19 protein-coding genes and 16 tRNA genes are annotated in these 25504 nt (G+C 41.8%); 7 read left to right on the top strand and 28 right to left on the bottom strand.

What is annotated here, in order from left to right:
• Positions 1-47: 47 nt before the first annotated feature.
• From JSY38_RS17450 to JSY38_RS17435, 4 genes are read right to left on the bottom strand one after another with little or no spacing between them, the layout of a single operon-like run.
• Complete coding sequence (locus tag JSY38_RS17450; protein ID WP_205114427.1) at positions 48-1328, bottom strand: amidohydrolase family protein; 1281 nt, start codon at positions 1326-1328, stop codon at positions 48-50.
• Positions 1328-3811 (bottom strand): branched-chain amino acid ABC transporter ATP-binding protein/permease, encoded by a 2484-nt coding sequence (locus JSY38_RS17445; protein WP_205114425.1) that lies wholly within the window; start codon positions 3809-3811, stop codon positions 1328-1330. The genes JSY38_RS17450 and JSY38_RS17445 overlap by 1 nt, the downstream gene beginning before the upstream one ends.
• Positions 3808-4677 carry a branched-chain amino acid ABC transporter permease gene (locus tag JSY38_RS17440; protein ID WP_205114423.1) on the bottom strand — a complete coding sequence of 290 codons (870 nt, stop codon included), beginning with the start codon at positions 4675-4677 and terminating at the stop codon, positions 3808-3810. Before JSY38_RS17440 ends, JSY38_RS17445 begins: the two co-directional genes overlap by 4 nt.
• 49 nt (positions 4678-4726) lie before the next feature.
• Positions 4727-5908: an ABC transporter substrate-binding protein gene (locus JSY38_RS17435; protein WP_205114422.1), complete on the bottom strand. Its 1182-nt coding sequence runs from the start codon at positions 5906-5908 to the stop codon at positions 4727-4729.
• A gap of 170 nt (positions 5909-6078) precedes the next feature.
• Here JSY38_RS17435 and JSY38_RS17430 point away from each other — a divergent pair, with 170 nt between their 5' ends.
• Positions 6079-6486, top strand: coding sequence for a nuclear transport factor 2-like protein (locus tag JSY38_RS17430; RefSeq protein ID WP_114412239.1), 408 nt, complete (start codon positions 6079-6081; stop codon positions 6484-6486).
• 125 nt (positions 6487-6611) lie between these two features.
• On the opposite strand, the gene JSY38_RS17425 is transcribed toward JSY38_RS17430, so the two are convergent.
• The gene (locus JSY38_RS17425; protein ID WP_239544652.1) at positions 6612-7742 is read right to left on the bottom strand and encodes a BaiN/RdsA family NAD(P)/FAD-dependent oxidoreductase; all 1131 of its coding nucleotides are present in this window, start codon (positions 7740-7742) and stop codon (positions 6612-6614) included.
• A 393-nt stretch (positions 7743-8135) separates the two neighbouring features.
• Here JSY38_RS17425 and JSY38_RS17420 point away from each other — a divergent pair, with 393 nt between their 5' ends.
• The 6 genes from JSY38_RS17420 (at position 8136) to JSY38_RS17395 (ending at position 16121) form a co-directional block, all read left to right on the top strand.
• Positions 8136-8720, top strand: coding sequence for a hypothetical protein (locus JSY38_RS17420; protein WP_205114418.1), 585 nt, complete (start codon positions 8136-8138; stop codon positions 8718-8720).
• 98 nt (positions 8721-8818) lie between these two features.
• Positions 8819-10114 carry an imelysin family protein gene (locus JSY38_RS17415; protein WP_205114416.1) on the top strand — a complete coding sequence of 432 codons (1296 nt, stop codon included), beginning with the start codon at positions 8819-8821 and terminating at the stop codon, positions 10112-10114.
• Between the two features lie 79 nt (positions 10115-10193).
• Positions 10194-11573: a di-heme oxidoreductase family protein gene (locus JSY38_RS17410; protein ID WP_205114413.1), complete on the top strand. Its 1380-nt coding sequence runs from the start codon at positions 10194-10196 to the stop codon at positions 11571-11573.
• Positions 11573-12637: an imelysin family protein gene (locus JSY38_RS17405; RefSeq protein ID WP_205114411.1), complete on the top strand. Its 1065-nt coding sequence runs from the start codon at positions 11573-11575 to the stop codon at positions 12635-12637. The genes JSY38_RS17410 and JSY38_RS17405 overlap by 1 nt, the downstream gene beginning before the upstream one ends.
• A gap of 6 nt (positions 12638-12643) precedes the next feature.
• On the top strand, positions 12644-13762 hold the full coding sequence (locus tag JSY38_RS17400) for a DUF1513 domain-containing protein (RefSeq protein ID WP_205114409.1): 1119 nt from the start codon (positions 12644-12646) through the stop codon (positions 13760-13762).
• A 109-nt stretch (positions 13763-13871) separates the two neighbouring features.
• The gene (locus JSY38_RS17395) at positions 13872-16121 is read left to right on the top strand and encodes a GGDEF domain-containing phosphodiesterase (RefSeq protein ID WP_114412246.1); all 2250 of its coding nucleotides are present in this window, start codon (positions 13872-13874) and stop codon (positions 16119-16121) included.
• A 114-nt stretch (positions 16122-16235) separates the two neighbouring features.
• On the opposite strand, the gene JSY38_RS17390 is transcribed toward JSY38_RS17395, so the two are convergent.
• The 23 genes from JSY38_RS17390 to infC all read right to left on the bottom strand — a co-directional run bounded on the left by JSY38_RS17390 (position 16236) and on the right by infC (position 25502).
• On the bottom strand, positions 16236-17576 hold the full coding sequence (locus JSY38_RS17390) for an OmpP1/FadL family transporter (protein WP_205114407.1): 1341 nt from the start codon (positions 17574-17576) through the stop codon (positions 16236-16238).
• A gap of 334 nt (positions 17577-17910) precedes the next feature.
• A tRNA-Val gene (locus tag JSY38_RS17385) sits at positions 17911-17986 on the bottom strand.
• Between the two features lie 77 nt (positions 17987-18063).
• Positions 18064-18140 (bottom strand) — tRNA-Asp (locus JSY38_RS17380).
• A gap of 51 nt (positions 18141-18191) precedes the next feature.
• Positions 18192-18267, bottom strand: a tRNA-Val gene (locus tag JSY38_RS17375).
• A 146-nt stretch (positions 18268-18413) separates the two neighbouring features.
• Positions 18414-18490, bottom strand: a tRNA-Asp gene (locus JSY38_RS17370).
• A 51-nt stretch (positions 18491-18541) separates the two neighbouring features.
• Positions 18542-18617 (bottom strand) — tRNA-Val (locus tag JSY38_RS17365).
• A 146-nt stretch (positions 18618-18763) separates the two neighbouring features.
• Positions 18764-18840: transfer RNA gene (locus JSY38_RS17360), tRNA-Asp, on the bottom strand.
• A 55-nt stretch (positions 18841-18895) separates the two neighbouring features.
• Positions 18896-18971 (bottom strand) — tRNA-Val (locus tag JSY38_RS17355).
• Between the two features lie 39 nt (positions 18972-19010).
• A tRNA-Asp gene (locus JSY38_RS17350) sits at positions 19011-19087 on the bottom strand.
• Positions 19088-19138: 51 nt separating this feature from the next.
• Positions 19139-19214 (bottom strand) — tRNA-Val (locus JSY38_RS17345).
• Between the two features lie 146 nt (positions 19215-19360).
• A tRNA-Asp gene (locus tag JSY38_RS17340) sits at positions 19361-19437 on the bottom strand.
• Between the two features lie 50 nt (positions 19438-19487).
• Positions 19488-19563: transfer RNA gene (locus tag JSY38_RS17335), tRNA-Val, on the bottom strand.
• Positions 19564-19607: 44 nt separating this feature from the next.
• Positions 19608-19683, bottom strand: a tRNA-Thr gene (locus tag JSY38_RS17330).
• A gap of 47 nt (positions 19684-19730) precedes the next feature.
• Positions 19731-19806 (bottom strand) — tRNA-Thr (locus tag JSY38_RS17325).
• 41 nt (positions 19807-19847) lie between these two features.
• Positions 19848-19923, bottom strand: a tRNA-Thr gene (locus JSY38_RS17320).
• Between the two features lie 68 nt (positions 19924-19991).
• Positions 19992-20067, bottom strand: a tRNA-Thr gene (locus JSY38_RS17315).
• Between the two features lie 13 nt (positions 20068-20080).
• Positions 20081-20157: transfer RNA gene (locus JSY38_RS17310), tRNA-Pro, on the bottom strand.
• Positions 20158-20444: 287 nt separating this feature from the next.
• Positions 20445-20741: an integration host factor subunit alpha gene (locus tag JSY38_RS17305; protein WP_110571937.1), complete on the bottom strand. Its 297-nt coding sequence runs from the start codon at positions 20739-20741 to the stop codon at positions 20445-20447.
• 4 nt (positions 20742-20745) lie between these two features.
• A complete protein-coding gene (gene pheT / locus JSY38_RS17300) occupies positions 20746-23130 on the bottom strand; it encodes a phenylalanine--tRNA ligase subunit beta (protein ID WP_205114405.1) in 2385 nt (794 codons plus the stop codon).
• A gap of 22 nt (positions 23131-23152) precedes the next feature.
• On the bottom strand, positions 23153-24148 hold the full coding sequence (gene pheS, locus JSY38_RS17295) for a phenylalanine--tRNA ligase subunit alpha (RefSeq protein ID WP_114411088.1): 996 nt from the start codon (positions 24146-24148) through the stop codon (positions 23153-23155).
• A gap of 128 nt (positions 24149-24276) precedes the next feature.
• Positions 24277-24633, bottom strand: coding sequence for a 50S ribosomal protein L20 (gene rplT, locus JSY38_RS17290; protein ID WP_024023333.1), 357 nt, complete (start codon positions 24631-24633; stop codon positions 24277-24279).
• A 47-nt stretch (positions 24634-24680) separates the two neighbouring features.
• Entirely contained in the window at positions 24681-24875 is a 195-nt protein-coding gene (rpmI, locus tag JSY38_RS17285) for a 50S ribosomal protein L35 (RefSeq protein WP_012070284.1), read from the bottom strand.
• Between the two features lie 93 nt (positions 24876-24968).
• Positions 24969-25502, bottom strand: a complete 534-nt coding sequence (gene infC / locus JSY38_RS17280; RefSeq protein ID WP_114411089.1) for a translation initiation factor IF-3 — start codon at positions 25500-25502, stop codon at positions 24969-24971.
• Positions 25503-25504 lie beyond the last annotated feature (2 nt).

The following is a 25504-nucleotide window of genomic DNA, read 5'->3' as shown; positions in this document are numbered from 1 at the left end:
TAATCAATAAAGTGGGTGCCCTCCAACACCCACTTTATGTGATTTTACTAGTCAGGAAAAAATAGCTCTACTTCTTTGCGTTCAAACGTTATTTTACCTCGTTTCAAGCCCATAGTTGGTGCTAACACTGTGGCAATTACTTCAGACTCATTTTGAGCATTAAAAAAATTGACGTCAGCATCCATTCCAACTCTTATTCCATAGTTTGATAAACTCATTAATTTAGCTGAGTCAGTAGATATCCAGTGCATACACTTTGACAACTCGCTTTGAGTCGCTAATTGCGCCACATTGGCGTACAAATTAGCTTGGCGTATTTGTGACGCATCACCGTAGGGTGTGAAAGGATTTTCTATATTATTACTTGATATCGAACAACAAACGCCAGCTTTAGCAAGAGACATTAATGGTGCAACTCCTCGTGGAATATTATATTGATGGTCCCGCCCAGTTAGGAATAAGTCAGTACTAGGTAACGCTGTCAGTTGTACGCCAGCAGAAGCCATTTTTTTGGCTATTATATAAAGCTTCTCAGGTTCGATAGCTGATAGTTTTGTAACATGTCCAACAGTTACACGGTGTTGATAATTAAATTTTTCGGTCATCTCGATAATATAAGGCAGGCTCATATTATTAGGATTAAGATCAAAATCTAAATGAAAATCTAGATCAACGTCGTATTTAGAAGCCAACTTAAAAAGCGTTTCAATTTGCCGTTGAGGTTCACTGTCAGTGTATGGACACCCACCTAGGAGGTCTGCTCCTTGCTGCAATGTTTGCTCTAATAACTCAAATGTACCTGGATTATTATGTAAGCCTTCCTGAGGGAATACACAGAGTTCAACAGTCATGGCCCAAGCATAGTCAATTTTTAATTGTTTAATGGCATTGAAACTAATTAAACCAATAACAGGGTCAATTTCAACATGAGTACGCATAAAACTTGTACCTTGTTTTATCGCTTTTTCAATCACTTTTTTTCCACGTTGATATACATCATCATAAGTAAAAGAGGCTTTTGCTTTTGCAGTTTGCGTAATGGCTTCTTCTAGCGTGCCCTCTTTTAACTGACAGCGGGAAAAAATGCATGCCTTGTCTAAATGAATATGTGTTTCAATTAAAGCTGGCAATATAAGCTGACCTGCAGCATCGATAATAGTTTTATTCGAAAGCGCTGATTTATTTTCAAGATTTTGTTTTTTAAACCCTTCCTCTTTTTTCTGCTTTAGGCTCTGAATATCAATGAATTTACCATCTTTAATAAACAATGAATAAAGTTCATTTTTTTCATTTAATCGAGCATTTTTGATAATGACATCTGCCGACATTAACTGCCCCCCATGTATGCTTGCTCAAGCTCTGGATTAGCTAATAACTCTTTAGCATTAGCAGATTTTACAATTCGACCTGTTTCTAACACGTAGCCTCGATCTGCAACTTGTAATGCTAAATTAGCCATTTGATCTACCAATAAAATAGTAACACCATCATCGCGCAATGTTGCTAAAGCATCGTACAATTCACCTATCATAGCTGGAGCCAAGCCTAAAGAAGGTTCGTCCAACAATAAGACTTTCGGTTTTGCCATTAGCGCACGCCCAACAGCGACCATTTGTTGCTCTCCTCCAGACAAGAGTCCAGCCTCTGAGTCAATACGATCTTTCAGTCTGGGAAAGCGGTTTAAAATTTCATTTATCTCAGCATTTTCATCAACGATATCCGTACGTGAATAGGCCCCCATTAATAAATTATCTCTCACTGATAAATTCGTAAAAAGCTGGCGCCCTTCAGGTACCAGTGCTAAACCTCGATGTGCAATTTCATTGGCACTCAATTCATTAATATATTCATCCTGTAATCCAATGTGACCTGAAATTGGCCTTTTCAGTCCAGCTAACGCTTGTAAAATACTACTTTTCCCGGCTCCATTAGCGCCCAATATAGCAACTAATTCACCAGGATAAACGACAATATCAACATCGTGAACGACAGGTGCTGCTCCATAATCAACGCTTAACTTTTTACAAAACAGAACAGCATCCTTATTACCTTTCCAAGGAGATTTTCTTGGTTGAGCTTGATAATCAGTCCCTCCCAGATAGGCTTCAATAACAGTTTTATCTTGGCGAATAATATTCGGTGCTCCCTGAGCAATGGGTTTTCCAGCATCCAATACAAGTATTTGATCACTAACTTCCATAACTAATGGCATATCATGCTCAACCAAAATAACAGCAATACCATAACTTGCGATTACCCTTAACAATGCTGATAACTTGTCGGTGTCTTGTCGACTTAAACCTGCGGCTGGCTCATCAAGCAATAACACCCAAGGACGAGTCGCTAAGGCACGTGCAATTTCTACTAATCGACGATCTACATGCGGTAAGTCTTGGCTGGGTGTATGAATTGAGCCGCTATAGCCAACTAAAGCCAATAAATTTAAAGCCAGTTCTTTTTGACCTGTTTTTTGAGAAACAAATGGGGTTCCCATGTAGCCTTGCTGCATGGCCGATAAAAGGTTTTCCAATACCGACATGTCATCAAATAGTTGGCTAGTTTGATATGTGCGGGCAATACCACTACGTGCGATTTGATACGCATTTTTACCCGCTAATTGCTCACCAAGTTCAATACAGCCTTGATCCGGCTGATAGAAGCCACTAATCATATTAAGTACGGTAGTTTTACCTGCTCCATTAGGACCGATAATACTAGTCACGTTACCTAAAGAGGCGTCAAAGCTGACAGATTGCGCTGCTTTAACGCCACCAAACTGAATACCAATATTATCTACTTTCAAGCCAGTTATGGCATTGCTCGCACGATCATAAAACTGGAGGAGTAACTGCTGATTAACTAATTTAGGTGGTAGCTCAATTTGAGTTTTAGCAAAACGTCTTTGTAATTCCCCAAATAACCCACGAGGTGCGCCCCATAGAACAGAAAGTAAAAGTGCTGCAAAAATCAGTAAACGATACTCTGCTAGCGGAGACAGCATTTCCGGTAACACAACCACAATTATCGCGCCAAACACAGGCCCCCATAATGTGCCGGTCCCTCCTATAATAACGACTAAAACAAATAAAATTGATTGTGAAAATGGAAAGGTACTTGGACTGATATACATCATCAATGGAGGAATAATAGCCCCCGCTAGACCAGTAAACCAAGCCGATATAGCAAAAGCGGCTGTTTTTGTTTGAATGGGATTAAAGCCTAATGAACGAGCCGCAATTGGACTCGCTTTAACTGCTCGCATGGATTTCCCCCAACCACTGTTATACAGCAGAGCATAAGCAAAGAGAGAGATGCACATTAAAAATGAAGCAGCTAATGCTAATAACTGATTGGGATCAATATCGCCTAAAGTAGGCATGGGAATCCCCATTAGCCCGTTGGCACCACCGGTGAGACCACGCCACTCCATTAGACCGTGATGAACTGCAAATGCAAATGCAATAGTTATCATAGCTAAGTAAGGTCCACTTACTCGTAAGGCAGGAATAGCAAGAAGAATACCTACAAAACCACTCACAAATGCGGCAATAATAATGGCGAATACAAATGGCACTTCATTTATGAGCAGCAGTGCACTTACATAGGCGCCAATCGCGTAAAAAGCAATGTGGCCAAAACTGATTTGCCCACTCATTCCCATTAAAATATTTAGCCCCACCCCCACAAGTACAGTTAACACACAGAGCGTGAAGACTAATAACGAATAACTATCTAGCAAAAAACATAAGGTAAAACTAACTAGGGTTAATAACCCTAGTCCAAAGAATGATTTATTATTCATCATTGTCATACTTTAACCGCCTGCCCGCGACCAAATAAGCCATTAGGTTTAATAGCTAATGCCGCAATAACTAAAGAAAATGTAATGATCTGAGTAAATGCAGATCCAAAATAAATGGTAATAATGGCCTCTGTTAAACCAAAGATAAGCCCTGCAGCAAAAACACCTTTAGCGCTAGAAATGCCACCTAAAATTGCCACTGCAAATGCTTTTAGACCAAATAGTGTCCCCATGTCAGAGTGCACAGCAAATAATGGTGCGATTAAAATACCAGCAACAGCAGCAAATACAGTTGATATCGCAAAACTAATTGCGACGACTTTTGTCACATTAATGCCCATCAACTGAGCAGATTTTGGGTTTTGTACACATGCCTGTAATACTTTACCTAATTTCGTATATTTGCGGATTGCCACTAAAGCAATAGCGATAGCCAAACCGACAACAGGAATGATTATCTGCATGGCATACACTCCGGCCCCCAAAATATCCAAACTAAAATTAGCTAGCTCACTTGTGAACTGACGTGGCTCTTTACCAAATGAAAATAAAGCTAAATTATCAACTAAAATCCCGCCAGCGACGGTAGCCATTAACCAAGCTTCAGAACCTCTACTAGCAAAAGGCCTTACTAAAAATCGTTCGATAGCTAAGCCATAAACTGCGCATATCAGTAAAGTCAAAAAGAACGCAATCCAATAAGATACTCCCCAAGTAATACAGAGAGTGTATGCCAGTACAGCGCCGATCATCATGGCGCTCCCTTGAGCAAAATTAACAGTATTATTAACGATATAAGTAATGTGAAAACCTAGAGCCAGCAAGGCATACATACTGCCTAAACCTAAACCAGTTATTATTGCTGCTGATAACATGAAAAACCTCAAATTAAATAAAAGCGTCCTTGCTTAGAGATATATGAAATTACTTCACAGGTACAATTTGATCATTAACAAACTGGGTGAAAACGTAATCGTCTGGACCAATAGCATCGTGTTGATCATGACTGAATGGTTTATTAAAGGTTTTTATCAAGCCAGTGTAAGATTCAATTGCATAATAACCATTACGGATATCTTTGCCTTTCGTAGAGCCAGCATTTTCGATAGCTAAAGCTGTCAGATGCATAGCATCGTAAGCATTTGCAATACCTACCGCTGGCGTCACATCCGCAGTTGATTTAATTTCAGGGTATTTTGCTTGTAGCTCAGAGAATACTTCGCCCCCTTTGCCTGATGTTGTATCTGTAAATACAAAGGTTTGAATGAAATGCACACGATCGGCTGTTGGACCTGCTAACTCACCAAAACGACCACCTGCAGGCCCCCAATGAGAGACAACAGGCACATCCCACCCCATTCGCTCTAATGATTTTACAACTTGAGCAGACGGTGCAACGTTAGCTACCATTAATAGAGTATCCGTACCTTTTTCTCTTAAACGCGTTAATTGTGGAACAACATCCAAATCACTTGATTCAATACGCTCTATACCTGTATAGGCAATGTCTCGAGACTCTAGCGCAGCTTTGAAACCTTGCTCGTTTGATTCACCCCAAGGGTTATTGATCAAAATCATGCCTGGTTTTTTCATCGCATAGTTCTTTATAGCGTATTTCACTAAGGCCTCATCAACAATTTCATCTACCGCTGACACACGAAAAACATAGTTCTCCTTCGCACCATTCTTGGTAATAGGTGTTCCTGCAGCCCAAACCCCCATAAACGGAAACTTCATTTGATTAGCCAACGGAACAATAGCCATTGATACAGGTGTATCTAAACCACCAAACAAAACCGCAACCTTTTCTCTTTGGATTAATTCACGAGCAGCAAGTAACCCTTTAGATGGATTGCTTTCATCATCCCGACGAATCAACTCTAGAGGGCGCCCTAAAACACCACCGCTAGTATTAATTTCGTCAATAGCAATAGTAAGGCCTCGAGTAATAGCCTCACCTGACTTTGCAGACTGCCCTGAAAGTGCAGCCACTAAACCAATTTTGATAGGTTCTGCTGCATGAACATTTATAGAACTAACCAGTAAAGCTGCACTGGCAAGGCAAAAAGTTTTTTTTACGGTTGTTTTTAATTTTTCAAAGATCATAAAATACCCTCTCGTTGATTAATTGCTAGCTATTATGTATTAATTGCTAGCAATATAGATGCCAAGCTTTATTGGGGGGTATTTATAGATAAAACGCACTACCTGAGAGCAAAATGAAAAAAAACGCACTAGTTAAGCCCGTAAATTAATTGCAGAGGAATAATAAACACATGACTGAATTAGAAAGCGCAATTGAGGTAGTCAGTAACTTCTTAACTTTTTCAATGGTTCCAGACCCAGAAAAAGCAGCTACATTTATGAGTGAAGATGTAAAAATCACTTTTACTGGCCGCAGAGAAATGGCGAATACTCAAGCGATAACATCATTCAACAAAGATCGTTATTTGTGGGTAAAAAAATCAATAAAGCAATATGATGCTGTGCAAAAAGACGATCATTGTGTCGTGTACTCTATTGGTTTTTTATATGGTCAATGGCCAAATGGACAAGAATTTCATGGAAATCGATACACTGATCGCTTCGAAGTCCGAAATGGAAAAATAACCAAAATGGACGTCTTAAACGATAGCGCAGAATGGATTCTAGCACCTCAAATAAATAGGGTAAGTGAATATTAAACAAGATCTGTAAATACCGCTATGCCTACTTAGAGAGCATTTAAGATTAGGGGAATTCCCACATCCCCTAATCTTACTCAACTACTATAAAACTGCTTCACTAACGATCTAATTTCAAAAACACTTTAAACATACTGTCCAGCACAAAAACCACTCGCCCAGGCCCATTGGAAATTATAGCCGCCAAGCCAGCCGGTCACATCGAGCACTTCACCTATAAAGTAGAGACCTTTTTGTTTTTGTGATTCAAAAGTTTTCGAAGACACTTCGTTGGTGTTTACGCCACCTAGGGTTACTTCTGCAGTGCGATAGCCTTCGGTGCCATTAGGAGAAATGTCAAAGTTCGCGAGATAATTGAACAAGCTGTCGATCTGTTCGTTCGAGGTTTGTGCGCTGCGTTCAGTTAACCAAGGGAATTCAGTTTTTATTAGCTCTACCAATCGCTTTGGCAAAACATTAGACAAGAAGCCCTCGTAGCTCTTTTTCGGAGTACTTTGGCGAACATCAAGTAAGTCGTCTAACGACAAGGTCGGAACGATATTAATGCTAAGGGCTTCGCCTGGTTGCCAGAAGTTAGTAATTTGCAAAATAGATGGCCCGCTAACACCACGATGGGTAAACAGCATTGGCTCTTGGAAAGTGACGCCATTTGCCGTTGCGGATATTTCACAGGCAATACCTGATAGATCAGAAAATTGTGCTTTACGATCTGGCTGTACAGTAATAGGTACCAAGCTAGCACGTGTCGATAAAATATCATGTCCAACTTGCTTGGCTATATCGTAACCAAAACCTGTCGCGCCCATGGTAGGAATTGATAAACCACCTGTGGCAACCACAAGCGATTCACAAACAAAGTCTCCTTGATTAGTTTTAACAACGGTCTGCCCGTCTTGAAAATCAATATTATGAATTTTTGCGTTTAACTTTAGCTCTGCACCAGACCACTCAAGTTCAGTCAGTAAAATATCAAGCAGGTCTTTTGCGGAGTGTTCACAGAATAATTGCCCTGGCGCTTTCTCAACATAGTCCAGACCATGGCGATCCACGAGATCAACAAAGTCTTGAGATGAAAAGCGACGTAGTGCAGAAATGCAAAAGTGTGGGTTTTCAGATAAGAAATGTTTAGGGGCAGCATCCAAGTTTGTGAAGTTACAACGTCCACCACCGGACATCAGAATTTTTTTCCCCGCTTTATTGGCGTGATCCAACACCACTACTTTTTTACCACGGTAAGCCGCAGTCGCCGCACACATTAAACCAGACGCTCCGGCACCAATTACGATCACATCAACGTTATCCACAACCAACCTCTTTGCTTATTTGTGGCTGCATTATAGTGTCTAGCTCATTTATTGCCATCGAATCAGATGACTTTTGTATCAAATTACAGCAAAAAAAGAACATCAAAATCTTGTCCACAGAAACCGTTAAGAAGGCTGTGGGAATCATTAAAAACCCCTTTAAATTCAATCAAGTAAATAAAATCAAACATTATTTTTTAATTTTTTAAAAAACCTTATCTAGGTCAAAATCAATAATTTTTTCTAGAAATGCAAACTATTTTTAAAAAAGTCTCTGTACAAATTAACTGTCTGGATATACAGTACTGTATAAATAAACAGTAAAGATATTTTAAGGATGTAGATATGATCAAGCTATTAAGCCCTACTCATAATATTCATAAAATCGCACTTCTAGGCGTTATTGCTTTGGCTTTGTACGCGCCAGCTAAAGACCTTATTAAGTTTTCTGAAACACATTTTTCAAAAGAAAGTATTCAGATCATCGATGCATCATTTGGTACTAATATGCCTTGGCAGGAAGCGAGCTCTTCTTATGTCAAAGTGAATCAAAATGCACAAACAAGCCTTTCTCGCTCACAAATCATCTATACAAAATTACGTTTTAGTAATCCGACATCAGAACCTCAAACATACCGTAAAATTTGGCTTAACTTTTCTCATGAGAATGGCGATCAGGAATACACTACTGATTACACCTTATATAACTCAGAAACTCGCCAGCGATTGATTGGACAATCTATTCAATTGGGACCAGATAGTAGTATTGATGTGGTTGCTGCTTATCGCTTTATTCCAAGCTATAAACATAAATCACCCGTTAGTATGAGTGTTTCTTGGGAAGGCCAAAGTTTATTGAGAGATAAAGCATGTGAATATAGTCTTCACAATACAGCCGGAAATACATTTCAATATCAGTGCGGACAATAGCGCAAGTACAGAAAACGCAAAAAACATGCAAGAAAGTTATTGATAATCGTTTTTATCTCCAATATTATGCAAGCACAAATAATTTTGGAGCCTCAAACATGAAACGATTGTTAACCCCCATCGCAATGTGCGTTACAGGTGCGATGCTTACAGCGTGTGGACCAGCCACAGTAAAACAACAGTCTAGCGCCATTACTGCAGATTCCGTTGTTGTTCATTACGCTGATATTGCAGAAGCAGTTTATAGTGACTCACTAACTACAGCGAAAACGTTACGCTCCTCTATCGATACTTTTTTAGCCAATCCAACAGAAGCTAATTTGAAAGCAGCTCGAACCTCTTGGATTGTAGCTCGCGTTCCTTACCAACAAAGTGAAGTCTATCGTTTTGGCAATGCAATCGTTGATGATTGGGAAGGCAAGGTAAATGCTTGGCCACTGGATGAAGGCCTAATCGATTATGTTGCAGCCGATAGCTACGGCACAGAATCCGATCTAAACCCACTTTATGCCGCTAATGTTATCGCATCTAAAAGCCTTATTATCGGCGGCGAGAAAGTCGATACCACTCATATCACCCCTGAGCTTATTGCCAACAGCCTTCAAGAAGCTGATGGCGTAGAAGCAAATGTTGCCAGTGGTTATCACGCCATTGAATTTTTGCTATGGGGTCAAGATCTAAATGGCACAAACCCTGGTGCTGGCGAACGCCCTGCTACCGATTTCGATCTTAATAACTGTACTAATGGTAACTGCGATCGTCGTCGTGACTACTTAGTTGCGGCTACCGACTTGCTGATTTCTGACTTAGAAGAAATGGCTAACAATTGGAAAAATGGTGGTGCTGCACGTGTTGCCTTACTTGAGCAAACACCAGAACAAGGCCTATCCACTATCTTAACTGGCATGGGAAGCTTGGCGTATGGTGAATTAGGTGGTGAGCGTACTAAACTTGGCTTAATGCTTCATGACCCTGAAGAAGAGCATGACTGTTTTTCTGACAACACTCATTGGTCACATTACTATGACGCCAAAGGCATCAAAAATGCTTACCTAGGTGAATACAAACGTGTCGATGGTAGCTGGGTAAAAGGCGCATCTCTATCTAATCTTGTATCTAAACAAAACCCTCAGTTAGATTCAGAAATGAAGCAAAAGCTAAATGAAACAGAAGCGGCTGCTCAAGCAATGGTAGATGCGGCTAAAAAAGGCCAAACTTTTGATGTGCTTATTGCAATGAATAACACTAAAGGCAATCAACTCGTCCAAACTTTTGTTGATTCCTTAGTTAATGAAACCCGTACTACTGAAGCGATTATTCATCAACTGGACCTACAAGGCATTGCGCTTGAAGGATCAGATAGCCTAGATAACCCTGGCGCTGTGTTTGAATAAATAATTGCTTACAATAAAAGCTCTAATAAAAGTCAGGGAAGACTTTGTCATCTAGTCAGTTAATGGTATTTGTCTATTTATGACAGCGTATTATAGAAAATTGTGCTTTCTCATAGCTGGCGTTTACGCCAGCTTTTTTTGTTTCCAGAATCTTGCCATTGCCGACAACTATTCTAAACCTCTTTCCGGAATTGGAATTGAAGACAAACTCGATTTCCATATAGGAAAGAACGTCTTTCAAAAGCTATGGGTACCCTCACCGTCATCAACAACAGCCAGTGATGGTTTAGGCCCTTTATTTAATACTCGCTCTTGTAACAATTGCCATATCAATAACGGCCGCGGTCATGCTCCTGAAGAAAATGTTAGTGGCGTATCTGTACCGTCTTTCTTAATACGCCTTGGAAAGTCTTATCCGGCTTCATACACACCGCCTCAAAATATTTACCCTCATACTGGAGACGAACATTACGGACATCAATTTCAAGGCCAAAGCTCACCTGGTATTCAGCCTGAGGGAGATTATTACCTCACTTACGACACACATATTGAAACATTAAAAGACAACACCAAGGTCGAGTTAAGAAGCCCAAATCTCCACTGGCACACTCTTAATTATGGTAATTTTGAAAAAAGCACTCGGTTCACCATGCTGACCTCACCAGCGCTAATAGGAATGGGCTTACTCGGTAATATCCCAGCGAAAGACATTATTGCCAAGGCAGATCCAGACGATAGTAACAACGATGGTATAAGCGGTCGCGTTAGTTGGATAAAAAATGGAGACAATATCCTTGTAGGCCGTTTTGGCTATAAGGCATCGATGCCCACGGTTAGCGCACAAAATCAGTCAGCCTTTAACACTGACTTAGGACTATCAACACCATTAAACCCATCACCCTACGGTGACTGCACTGAATTTCAAAGAGATTGCCTAGAAAGCCCAACAGGCAATAGCCCACATTTAGACAATTTAGAAGTCGACAAACAACAGACTAGATTGGTAGATTTATTTGTATCTCTGTCTTCACCTCCTGCAATGCGCAACTTGTCTAATAAAACATTTTTAGAGGGCAAACGTTTTTTTGATGATGGCGGCTGTGCTAGCTGCCACACACCGAAAATGAAAACCGGCAGTAGCTCAGAATTTTCCATTTTAAACAATCGGACCTTCTACCCTTTTACCGATATGTTGCTACATGATATGGGACCTGCACTCGCCAGTGGCTTCCCAAGCTTTTCAGCCAGTCCAGCTGAATGGCGCACAGCGCCCTTATGGGGTATTGGTTTATCAAAAAAAGTGTCAGGCCGTGTGAGCTTCCTTCACGATGGCAGAGCTCAAACCATCGAAGAAGCTATTCTTTGGCATGGTGGAGAAGCGAATCAGAGCAAAGAATTTTACAAAAATCTCAATAAAGAACAACGTGAAAAACTCATCTACTTTTTGGAGTCGCTTTAATGAAATACTTTCCAAAACTAATTGCCATAGCAATTAGTGCTACATCCCCTTTGTTAGCGTCTGCAGGCCAATGGGAAGGTCCTCTTAATGGTATTGTCGATAATGTCGTAAAACAAGGCTACGCATCATATTCCGAGTCTTCCAAAACACTACAACAAAAAACAAACACACTTTGCCGCTCCCCATCACAAGAAACTCTTAAAAACGCACAAGATGCCTTTCAGTACAACGCTCTAGATTGGCAGCAAGTTCAGTGGCTAAACTTTGGTCCTGTCACCTACTTTATGCGTTATTATGCTTTTGAATATTGGCCAGATAAAAAAGGCGTAACTCAACGACAGCTCAGATCGCTTGCACAAGGCGAATCAAAAGTAATGGACGCACCCAAATTCTGGACATCAGCAAGTATTGCAGTACGCGGCCTGACCGCTATAGAAAGCTTGCTTTATCACCCAGACTTCCAGCCAGTCCAGGCTGCTAAGCATTGCCGATTGCTGGAAAAAGTAACAATACATCATTTTGAAAGCGCCGACGCGGTTGCGACTCAGTGGCAAAATGGCAAAGCACAAGATTGGGTATTTGATGAAGAAGGCATGGGGCTTGATCCTGAAAAAATCGCTTTAGAGCAATTTCTACAGCAATGGGTCGAGCATATGTCAGCCGTTAAAGACGCCAAACTTGAAACACCTATTGGTTATAATAGCCGTGAGAACTTAAAACTAGCCGAGTTCTATAGAAGTGACCTCCCGCTTAAAGCTATCCAAAAAAATCTTAAATCATATCGCGAAATATATCATGCAGGCTCTCCTTCGTTATTCGATCTCGCGAAACAGAAAGACCCAGAGCTTGCAGAACAGTTTGAAGCGCAACTTACTCAAAACCTTAAGCTAGCACTCCAGTTACCCAGTGATTTTTTTCACCTCAACGCCACATACTCGCAAGAAAAACGCATTGCTCTCGCAAAACCTTTAGTTCAATCAATCTCTAACAGCCAATCCTACCTAACTAGCTTAGTCACCCAACTAGGTTTCCAAATTGGCTTTAACAGTAGAGATGGAGACTAAAAAACGATGCTTTCAAGACGGTCTTTCCTTGCGATGAGTAGCGCTTTGGGCGGTTCAGTCATCTCAGCACCTTCATGGGCTGCCTTGGTGGACCAAGATGCCAACACAAAATTCTACGCCTCTGCGTACTCACTCAATAAACAAGAACATTATTTTGGACTATTTAACGACACAGGAAATCTATCATGGGCAACTAAGTTGGGTGCTAGAGCACATGCTCCAGTTGTTCATCCAACGCAAAGTATTATAGGAATTGTTGCTCGACGCCCTGGATTCTTTATGGAGTTTTTTGATGTCTCAACCCATCAAAAAGTTCTTCATATTACACCGAGCAAAGAGCATCACTTTTATGGTCACGCCCTTTTCAGTAAAGATGGTAAACACCTGATTACTCAAGAGAACCATTACCCATCAGGACAAGGCAAAGTATTTATCCGCCAATGGCCGAGCGGTGACATTATTCAGTCATTTAGCAGTAATGGTGTTGGCCCACATGAATCCGTGCTCTTAGGTGATAATACTTTGGTGATTGCCAATGGCGGTCTCATGACCCATCCGGATGAAGACAGAAAGATTTTGAATCTGGACACCATGCAACCCAATGTCACTTACCTAAACCTCGATAACGGCAAGGTATTAAATCAATCAAAGAATAGCAACGACTTACACCAGTTAAGCATTCGTCACCTAGATGTTAATCAGCAAGGTACGGTTGCACTGGGTTTTCAATATCAAGGTGAAATATGGGATCAAGTGCCTCTTGTTGCGCTATCCCAGCTTGACCAATCAACTTTAGAATATTTACCTATCCCAGAAGAAGTAAGAATTCGCTTTAAGCAATACTGCGGAAGTGTCTGTTTCGATGCATCTGGAGAAATATTAGCCATAAGCACACCAAAAGGCGGCTTGGTTGCCTATTGGCACGTCAACTCAAAAACGTTTTTGGGTATCGATAATTGCCGAGATGTTTGTGGCCTGTCAACAACCAACAATGCCCACGAATTTTTATTAACCAGTGGAACTGGCGCAATACTTAAAAGTAACCCAGTACAAAACTCAACCACTCTGATCAAGAAACATACAAGCCTGCACTGGGATAACCATTTACGCCTAATAGCTACATAATTTTTCAAATATATGAAAAACTAACGTAGTCAAATAACCTCTTTTTAGGTACTGTTTATTTTGAGCCACAAATAACTGTGGCTTATTTTTCGCATTATGAAGTTGATTAATGTTTATTGATTTTCTTAAGACTTATTTTTTAGCCGATTCAGACTCATCAATCGGAAAAGGCCAAAAGACCTTCCAGCAAAGCGCACTCAGAATTTTACTGGCGCTTACTATCTGCATATTCGCAATATCAGAATTACACTCTTTATTCGCACACAGTGATATTGCGCTAATCGGGTTAAATACGCTTTACCTTAGCCTGCTTGTTGGGCTGCTTCTACTTAGCAACAAGTACACAAAAGTCACCGCGGTATTGTTTCTTTTAGTTCTTATCACCACGAGTATTTTGCTATTAAGCTTAAGCAACGAGTCCTATGCTGAAAAATACGCTCTCGTCTCTTTATACTCGTTACCACTCATTACGAGGCTTTTATTCAGCTTTAAAGCCTCTCTAGCAGCAATGGCTTTTAACCTCTTGCCTTTTTGCTTGATAGCAATAAAAAACAATGACCTTGAGCAAATAGATACGACGTCTTTTTATTTTCAGCTGCTCACTTTTGTCACACTTAATATTGGTCTACCTCTTGCTGTTTCAAGAATCATTCAAATGCTTGAAAACAATGTCTCTCACATGAGACTACTCTACAAAAAGCTCAATGATAATTACGCTATGTATGAAGAGTTTTTTGAAAATACAGGTACACCGACTCTGTTATGCGATCAGAAAGGAAAAATATTAAAAGCCAATCAACTAGCTCGTGAATTACTAACAGGAGCAGAGCAACATGACTTTGTAGACTCAAGCATAATAGATTGGCTCACACCAGTGCACGAGACTAAAAAGGCATTTTGGCAATCTAGCCTTGTGGAGTGCACCTTAAAACAAAAAAGTGATATGTATATTGAGATTCGCCGAGTCACACTGACACAACACGGCCATTACGCGCTCCACCTACATAACAACACGCAGCTATATGCTATCCAACAAGAACTGGAAAGCACCCAACAAACCAATAGCCGATTAGCACATTTTGACTTACTGACTTTGCTGCCAAACCATAGACACTTTTGCACACAGATCAACCAACGAATTAAAGAGCAAGACAAGCACTTAACCGGTGCCATGTTTATCATTAGAATCAGCCAGTTCAAGCTACTCAATAAACAATATGGCAAAGACAACGCAAACAAAGTCATTCTTAACTTTGCCAAGACACTTCAGAAAAAGCTGTCAGACCAAGCGATTATAGGTCGATTGCGTGGTGTTAAATTTGCTTGTTTTGTACCGCTTGGACAAGCCTATTTGATTCAAAAAAACCTATCGACGCTCATTCGTTCCGTCTTACCCAATCAAATTATGGTTAATGGCAGTCGCCTTAACATGGACTATCAAGTCGGTATAGCTTATTACCATACAGATGGGAAGAACGCAGAAGAGCTACTTGAACACTGTGAAATGGCACTAGAATATTCAACCAGCACCGAACGTCTTTCCTACTACAATCACAACCTTGAAAACAAACTCGTTGAAGAGCACAAGTTAGGCCTGAAGCTAAGCTCGGCGGTTAAAAATAAAGAAATCTGTATTTGGCTTCAGCCACAAGTTTCTCCAAACGGACAAATATGCTCATTTGAAGCCTTGGCCCGCTGGCAAAATGATGGAAAATTCGTTCCTCCCACCACCTTTATCAAAGTTGCCGAGAAGCTAGGCCTACTGCCTTTATTAGCAGAGAATCTAGTTCGAGAGCTTGTCGCCACCTTATCCGAGTGGCACAAAGAGCACATATACACACCAGTTGCTTTCAACCTAGCCGGCCAAGAACTAATGAACGACACTTTCTTCGCTCTGCTTATGGCCCTGATATCGGATAACCCATGGTTGGCTGATATGATGGAACTAGAGATCACTGAAACCAGCTCGGTAATGACTCACCCGTTAATACATAAACGCTTAAGAAGCTTGTCTCAATATGGCTACTCAATCGCCATCGATGACTTTGGTACGGGACAGGCCTCTTTAGGTCAGTTAGTAGATATCCCAGCGAACATACTTAAAATCGATCGTCGCTTTGTGTCACCTTTACCAGGTGACCAACGCCATGTCGATATAGTGAAGTCCACCATACAGCTTGCTGAATCACTTGGCATGAAAGTCATTGCCGAAGGCATAGAAACAAAAGAACAAGCCACATTATTGGCTGCTCTAGGTTGTAACACACTACAAGGCTACTATTTCGCTAAACCTTCTCCTCTGTCTGATTGGACGGCACAAGACAACGCCAAAGCAAAAGAACTGCGCATGGTTTATTAAGATCAAACCAACAAGACATTTGCGCGCTCACAAAACCACCAAACTACAGATATAAAAAAGCCAGAGTTCAATTTGAACTCTGGCTTTTTTAAACACTACATCTATCAGAACAACTTAGAATGCCATGTTCATCGCTACAGAGATAACGTTGGCAGACGATTTGTAATCTGCGTCTAAAGTACCGCGAGAAGCGTCTTCTTGACCGCTAGCTGTAAAATTACGATCAACCGATACATCGTCTATCATCACATGGGTAAAAGCAAAGGTCGCGGACGTCATGTCGTTGAAATCGTATGTAGCACCCACTGAAATCCACTTACGATCGCCATCAGGTGTACGAGCAGAACGGTATTCATCCGTCACAGGAGAGTTATCCATTGCAATACCAGTACGCAAAGTCAGCTTGTCTGAATGCGCGTAGGTTAAGCCCGCAGAATACATCCACTGGTCCTCAAACCCGAAAGTAAGAACTGAATTTGGCTGATTGCTATCAAAGTCAATATTGATACCATCCATTGCGCCCCAACCAGTGCGTATGGCACTAAGGCCTAAAGTCAACTTAGGTGTTAAGTCCTGTTCAACACCTAATGTAAGCACTGAAGGAAAATCAATTGAATCACTAACATTAGTATTAATCAATTGGTATCCCGCTCCAGCAGTAGTAAGCCCTTGATTTACACCGGCAACATTTTGGTATTTAACATCGCCTTTAAAATCAAAGCTAACTTCACTGCGATATCCCAAACCAATGCGAGTCCCCTTTCTTGGCTCTAACGCTACACCAAGACTGTAACCATAACTGGTATCATCCGCTTCGATCCGACCAATACCTTCTCCACCCGCCGCCGCAGTAGAAGTACCAACAGCAGACTCAAGAACAACTTCCGCCTTATGGATCTGAACACTCGCGCCAACTGATGCCCAATCATTAACACGATGCGCTAGAGAAAAGCTAAGTGCTATATCTTGAATGGCCGTTTCTGTCGCATGGAAGCGCCCAGCCCAATCTTGCCCATAGTCACCAGACAAACCGAACGGCACATTTAATGCAATACCTGCAACTGTTTTATCAGATATTGGTTTAGCGAAGTAAAAAGAAGGAACCAAAGTGTTGTCAACAGAATCATTTGTAGCACCATCAGCTGATAAATCTTTCGCTCCCCCCGCTAAAGCTGGAGTAGCATCATCAGCTGAGTTAAGTGTTACATCCATTGTGGGTATAACATAAGCGCCAGATACATAGACGGTCGTTGATTTAGCATTAGTTAATAAAGCAGGGTTCCAGAAGCTAGCAGAGATGTCTTCATTCGAAGCCGCCACCCCGCCTAAGGCTTTACCCGAAGCTGTGGCGCTGTGATCATTTAAGGCAAAACCTGCTGAGTAAGCTGATGACGCTGCAGCAACCGAAGCGGCAACCAGACTTGCACGAAACAAGAATTTTGAGGAGGTAGTCATAAATAAGCTCCATTGTTATTTTTATTGGAAAATTTATTTTTAATCTTTAAATCCCTTATACGCTTCAAGTATAGAAGCACATAACCTGATATTACCAGTAAGTATGTCTTACGCAATACAATATTTGTAAATTATCTCATCAAATTAAAAATAGCAGACTGCAACACAAGCAAGCCAGAAAACCTATCAAGCTTTATCTAAATCGTTATTACACTTAAGAGCTATAAAATTTTGACACAGAGAGTTAAGACAGAAATGTGTTTAAGCAGAGAGTAATTAAAAGGTAAAAAGAAGCAATGAAAACTCTTATAAGAGATATTAATGAAGAAATAGATGGTGGGTGTGGAGAGGTTCGAACTCCCGACATTCGCCTTGTAAGGGCGACGCTCTCCCAACTGAGCTACACACCCAATCATATTTTACATCTATAAGATGTGGAGTTACCTTTTCCTGAGTTAATAGATTTATATATTAGAACTAAGGAAAATGGCGGAATGGACGGGACTCGAACCCGCGACCCCCTGCGTGACAGGCAGGTATTCTAACCAACTGAACTACCACTCCAACACAATCTAGCTTTTTACTTATTACTCATAAGTACCACTGCTTAGTAAGTGGTGGGTGTGGAGAGGTTCGAACTCCCGACATTCGCCTTGTAAGGGCGACGCTCTCCCAACTGAGCTACACACCCAATCATATTTTACATCTATGAGATGTGGAGTTCTTAACTCCCTCTGATATGCGCCTTGTTAAGATAAAACTCTTAACTGAGCTACACACCCATTTCTAGATAACCATTAAGTTACCTTTAACTCTTTGCCACACTTTAGTAAGTAATGGCGGAATGGACGGGACTCGAACCCGCGACCCCCTGCGTGACAGGCAGGTATTCTAACCAACTGAACTACCACTCCAACACAATCTAGCTTTTTACTTATTACTCATAAGTACCACTGCTTAGTAAGTGGTGGGTGTGGAGAGGTTCGAACTCCCGACATTCGCCTTGTAAGGGCGACGCTCTCCCAACTGAGCTACACACCCAATCATATTTTACATCTATGAGATGTGGAGTTCTTAACTCCCTCTGATATGCGCCTTGTTAAGATAAAACTCTTAACTGAGCTACACACCCATTTCTAGATAACCATTAAGTTACCTTTAACTCTTTGCCACACTTTAGTAAGTAATGGCGGAATGGACGGGACTCGAACCCGCGACCCCCTGCGTGACAGGCAGGTATTCTAACCAACTGAACTACCACTCCAACACAATCTAGTATTTTTGCTTTTACCTGAGTAAGAAGCCCACTGTCTAGTAAGTGGTGGGTGTGGAGAGGTTCGAACTCCCGACATTCGCCTTGTAAGGGCGACGCTCTCCCAACTGAGCTACACACCCGCTCGTAAATTCAACTCTTTGCCACACTTTAATAAGTAATGGCGGAATGGACGGGACTCGAACCCGCGACCCCCTGCGTGACAGGCAGGTATTCTAACCAACTGAACTACCACTCCAACACAATCTAGCTTTTTACTTATTACTCATAAGTACCACTGCTTAGTAAGTGGTGGGTGTGGAGAGGTTCGAACTCCCGACATTCGCCTTGTAAGGGCGACGCTCTCCCAACTGAGCTACACACCCAATCATATTTTACATCTATGAGATGTGGAGTTCTTAACTCCCTCTGATATGCGCCTTGTTAAGATAAAACTCTTAACTGAGCTACACACCCATTTCTAGATAACCATTAAGTTACCTTTAACTCTTTGCCACACTTTAGTAAGTAATGGCGGAATGGACGGGACTCGAACCCGCGACCCCCTGCGTGACAGGCAGGTATTCTAACCAACTGAACTACCACTCCAACACAATCTAGCTTTTTACTTATTACTCATAAGTACCACTGCTTAGTAGTGGTGGGTGTGGAGAGGTTCGAACTCCCGACATTCGCCTTGTAAGGGCGACGCTCTCCCAACTGAGCTACACACCCAATCATTGCTTAACGTTATTATTCCAACTTACTTTATTAAGTAGTGGTGCCGCCACCAAGAGTCGAACTCGGGACCCTCTGATTACAAGTCAGATGCTCTACCAACTGAGCTATAGCGGCTTAACGCTAAATCAAATCTTTAAATTTACTCACATATCGCAAGCAAATGGTGCCGCCACCAAGAGTCGAACTCGGGACCCTCTGATTACAAGTCAGATGCTCTACCAACTGAGCTATAGCGGCATTACATGACGCAGTTCACTTTTAAATTACTTCCTAAGAAGTGGTGCCGCCACCAAGAGTCGAACTCGGGACCCTCTGATTACAAGTCAGATGCTCTACCAACTGAGCTATAGCGGCTTCAATAAAAGCAAAATCTTTTTTTATCTCTGCTCTTTATTTCTAAAGAAAGAAACTTTGACCAAAAATGGTGCCGCCACCAAGAGTCGAACTCGGGACCCTCTGATTACAAGTCAGATGCTCTACCAACTGAGCTATAGCGGCATTTCTCAATTTTTGGTCGGGACGGCAGGATTTGAACCTGCGACCACTAGCACCCCATGCTAGTGCGCTACCAGGCTGCGCTACGCCCCGAAACCAACAGTTGAAGAGTTAAACTCTGTCCCTGCCAGCGGGTGCGTATATTACTATAACGAATTGAAAAGGGAAGACTTTTATAAACTTTTTTTCAATTTAATCATGACAGTAGAATATTCAAAATTGATTGCTTAAACATTGATCTAAATATCTTTCTACTTTATCTAGGTATCGATTAAAGCAAAAAGCTCTTCTAGACAGAGTTGATGACAAATAAGGGCTATCGGATTAGCAGCATATAAAAAAGGCCACCCTACTGGGTGGCCTTTTAGTGACTTCAAAAATCACTCTTGCATATAGTCTTCTACTTTTGACTTAAGCTTCTGCCCAGGCCGAAAAGTAACGACAGTACGTGCCGTAATAGGGATCTCTTCTCCCGTCTTAGGATTTCGACCTGGTCGCTGACTCTTTTCTCGCACTTCAAAATTACCAAAGCCCGACAACTTAACTTGCTGCCGCTCTATTAGTGAACTACGAACAACCTCGAAAAACCCCTCAACAAGATCTTTCGCATCTTTTTTACTCAGACCAATTGAATCCACTAAGTTTTCAGCAAGGTCCGCTTTCGTCAACGATCCCATAAATCTACCCCCTTACAACGGCTCCCAATTGCTCTGATAATGCCGCAACAGTTTTTTCGACAGAATTGTTCACTTCTTCATCACTAAGAGTGTGTGAAGGATGCTGCCACGTCAAGCCTAAAGCGACACTTTTTTTCGTTTCATCAATACCTTGGCCCTGATATACATCAAAAACCAACACATTTTTGAACGCGTCACCCGCCGTTGCAGAAATCACCTTCTCCAACTCGCTAACAGGTACAGTGCGATCAACCAATAACGCTAGGTCACGACGAACCTCAGGAAAACGAGAAACGGCTTCGTACTCAGGCAACGTCGCATTCAGTACAGCATCTAATGCAATATCAAATACATAGATTGGCTGATTGGCACCTAATGTCTTAGACAGCTGTGGGTGCAACTCCCCCATCAAACCAACAAACCTACCATCTAAAAAGATATCAGCCGAACGGCCTGGATGTAAAAACTCACAACTAGAACGCTCATACGTAGGTTTCCCACCATCATTCAATGCAAACAAGGCTTCGATGTGTGCTTTAAGGTCATAAAAATCGACCTTCTCGCTACCATGATACCAAGCTTCAGCATGGCGAGTACCTGCGATTAAACCAGCTACTTGTTGCTGCTGATCCAAATCCGCTAGCGCATCAACCGTACCAATAAAGCGACGACCTGTTTCAAACAAGCGAACACGGGACTGTTGACGATTTTGATTGTAAAGATAGGCTTTAACCAAACCTGGCACCAAACTTGGACGCATGACACCCATATCTGCTGATATTGGGTTTGCCAACGGCACAGGCTCGATATTAGGTAAAAACTGCTTACTCAAGACAGGATCAATAAAGCTATAAGTTACTGCTTCTTGATAACCCTGCGATACTAAAATAGAGCGCATCACTTGAATCTGAGTTTTTGTTTCAGACAGAGGCGTAAAATTCACTGCCGCCTGAGGCATTGAAGACGGAAGATTGTCATAACCGTAGATACGAGCAACCTCTTCAATCAAATCCGCTTCTATTGCGATATCAAAACGATGTGATGGCGCTTTTGTTGTCCAAGCATCATCCGTCACTTCAACCATCTCTAGACCAAGACGAGTTAAAATATCCGTCACCAAGTCTTTATCGATAGACATCGCCAAATACTGATCAAGCTTTTTACGACGCAAAGTAACAACTGCAGCTTCAGGTAAAGACGACTCACTCACAGCATGAGTTATAGGACCTACTTGGCCGCCAGCAATTTCGACAACTAACGCAGTCGCTCGCTCTAAAGCTCGCTCCTGAAGCGTTGCATCGACACCGCGCTCAAATCGATGAGAGGAATCAGTATGCAATCCATAAGAACGCGCCTTACCCGCCAAAGTCAATGGCGCAAAGAAAGCACTTTCAAGGAAAATATCTTTTGTTGCTTCGTTAACACCCGATCCTTCGCCACCCATTACACCAGCAATGGCTAGAGGTGATTTTTCATCAGCGATTACCAAAGTATCTGAGCGAAGTACTACTTCCTGACCGTCAAGCAAGACGATTTTTTCATCTTTATTGGCCATTCGCACAACAATAGAGCCGGATAGATTCGCTAGATCAAAAGCATGCATTGGCTGCCCCAATTCCAACATCACATAGTTAGTGATATCTACAATTGGGTCGATAGAACGAATACCACTGCGACGAAGCTTTTCAACCATCCACAAAGGCGTTTGAGCAGCAACATTGACACCACGCACAACACGGCCCAGGTAACGAGGACAAGCTTCTGTCGCTTCTACTTTCACAGGGAAAGCATCATCAACAACAACATCAGTTGGTGTGATTTTAACAGGCGTCACATCAGTCTTATTCAAAACTCCGACTTCGCGAGCCAAGCCAGCAACACTTAAACAGTCGCTACGGTTAGGGGTTAAATCTACATCAATAATCTGATCATCAAGATTCAAAAAAGCACGGAAGTCTTCGCCCGCTTTCGCAATAGCTGGTAATTCCATAATGCCATCATGGTCGTCGCTCAATCCCAATTCAGAGGCTGAGCACAACATACCAAAAGACTCTACTTGACGAAGTTTGGCTTTTTTAATTTTAAAATCTGCACCTAGAACAGCGCCAATTTTAGCAAATGGAATCTTGATACCTGGACGCGCATTTGGCGCACCACAAACTACCTGAAAAACATCTACGCCATCAGACACCTGACAAACTTGCAACTTATCAGCATTCGGATGAGGCTCAGCTCCGATAATCTCCCCTACTACCACACCTGAAAATTCAGAGGCAACAGGTAACACTTCATCCACTTCAAGGCCAGCTAACGTTATCTGAGCAACCAAATCATCGCTACTGATGTCTGGATTGACCCACTCTCTTAGCCAATTCTCACTAATTTTCATAAAAACATCCTAGGTCGACTGGTTACTTGAATTGTTTAAGGAAGCGCAAATCGTTTTCGAAGAACATACGAAGGTCGTCTACTTTGTAGCGCAGCATCGCAAAACGCTCAACGCCCATGCCAAAAGCAAAACCAGTGTATTTCTCAGAATCAATTCCTGACATTTCAAGCACTTTCGGGTGCACCATGCCGCAACCTAACACTTCCAGCCAAGACTCTTCGCCTTTGCTATTGGTTCGCATGATATCCACTTCTATTGAAGGCTCAGTAAATGGAAAGTAACTTGGTCGGAAGCGAACTTTTAAATCATCTTCAAAGAAGACATTCAAAAATTGCTGCAAAATCCCCTTCAGATCAGCAAACGAAATATTTTCGTCGATCAATAGACCTTCAACCTGATGAAACATAGGGGTATGCGTCTGATCCGAATCACAACGATATACTCGACCAGGACAAATAATTCGAATTGGCGGCTGCGTCGTTTCCATGGTGCGCACTTGAACAGGAGATGTATGTGTTCTTAGTACGGTTGTCGGATTAAAATAGAAGGTATCTTGCATTGCACGCGCAGGGTGATGCGCTGGAATGTTTAGAGCTTCAAAGTTGTGATAATCATCTTCGATTTCTGGCCCTGCAGCCACATCAAAGCCAATTCCACGAAAAAAAGTTTCAATACGCTCCATTGTACGAGTCACTGGATGCAAACCACCCACTTCCTGACCCTTACCAGACAAGGAGATATCGATTGTTTCTGTTGCAAGCTTCGCGTCAAGCGCTGCTTTAGCAAGAGAAGCTTTACGTTCAGTAATTTTCTGCTGAACTTGATCTTTTGCTTCGTTGACCATCTGACCAAACTTTGGTCGCTCTTCTGCTGAGACATTACCAAGCTGTTTCAACAAAGCAGTCAGTGCGCCCTTTTTGCCTAAATAATGCACTCGTACATCATCTAACGCGGACTCACTCTCAGATGCAGCCACTGCGCTTAGCGCATCAGCAAGAATCTGCTTTAGGTTCTCCATTTATACACTCCAAAAAATAAAATAGGGGAAGAACCATTGGCTCTTCCCCTATCAAAGACTGCATTGAGTGATCGTTCTATTAAGATTGAATCTATCAAGATCGAATCACCCTAAGGCTACGTCAGAAATTAAGCCAAGCTTGCTTTCGCTTTTTCAACGATAGCAGCAAAAACTTCTTTCTCGTACACAGCTAGGTCAGCCAAAACCTTACGATCGATTTCAATTGCCGCTTTTTTCAAGCCAGCAATGAAACGGCTGTAAGATAGACCATTAATACGTGCAGCAGCGTTAATACGAGCAATCCACAATGCGCGGAATTGACGTTTACGCTGACGACGGTCACGGTATTGGTATTGACCAGCTTTGATAACAGCTTGTTTTGCTACACGAAATACACGGCTACGTGCACCGTAGTAACCTTTAGCTTGCTTTAAAATCTTCTTGTGACGGCGACGAGCCTGAACACCACGTTTTACGCGAGGCATAATATAAACCTTATACTAATAAATTAATGAACTAAAAAAATCTAGACTTAGATGTATGGCAACATGCGTACAATTAACGCTTTGTCGCTTTGCGCAATCTGGTTCATAGAACGAAGATGACGCTTACGCTTAGTCGATTTCTTAGTCAAAATGTGACTAGTATGAGACTGCTTATGCTTAAAACCATTCGCGGTACGTTTGAAGCGCTTAGCTGCGCCACTGTGTGACTTAATTTTGGACATGATAAAACCACTCTCGCATTCGTTAATGTTAGTGTAATTTCTTAATAAATCAGTCTTTAAGAGCCGAAACCCTTAAAGCCAAGTTATTTAAAATTACTTCTTCTTTTTGGGGCCTAGCACCATCGTCAATTGACGACCTTCCATTTTCGCGGCTTGCTCTACTGCACCATATTCCTCTAAGTCTTGAGCGACTCGATTCATAAGTTGCATGCCAAGCTCCTGATGGGCCATTTCACGACCGCGGTATCGTAGTGATACTTTGGCCTTATCCCCGCCTTCAAGGAAACGTATCAGGTTGCGGAGTTTTACCTGATAATCCCCTTCCTCCGTCCCTGGACGGAATTTCATTTCTTTTACTTGGATCTGCTTAGCATTTTTCTTTTGAGCAGCTTTCGCTTTTTTCGCTTCAAAAATATGCTTACCGTAGTCCATGATTTTGCAAACAATCGGATCTGAATCAGCAATTTGCACTAAGTCTAAAGTAGCCTCTTGAGCCGCTTTTAGTGCCTCTTCTAGAGAGACAACGCCAACTTGTTCACCATCAGCAGCGATCAAACGCACTTCGGTAGCTCGAATGTTTTCGTTGATTAGAGGACGCTGCTTACTAGCGGCACGTCCACGATTCATAT

The organism is Marinomonas foliarum, assembly GCF_016906065.1.
Lineage (GTDB): Bacteria > Pseudomonadota > Gammaproteobacteria > Pseudomonadales > Marinomonadaceae > Marinomonas > Marinomonas foliarum.
Note: the sequence above shows the minus strand (reverse complement) of the source record. Positions and strands in the feature narration are given on the sequence as shown.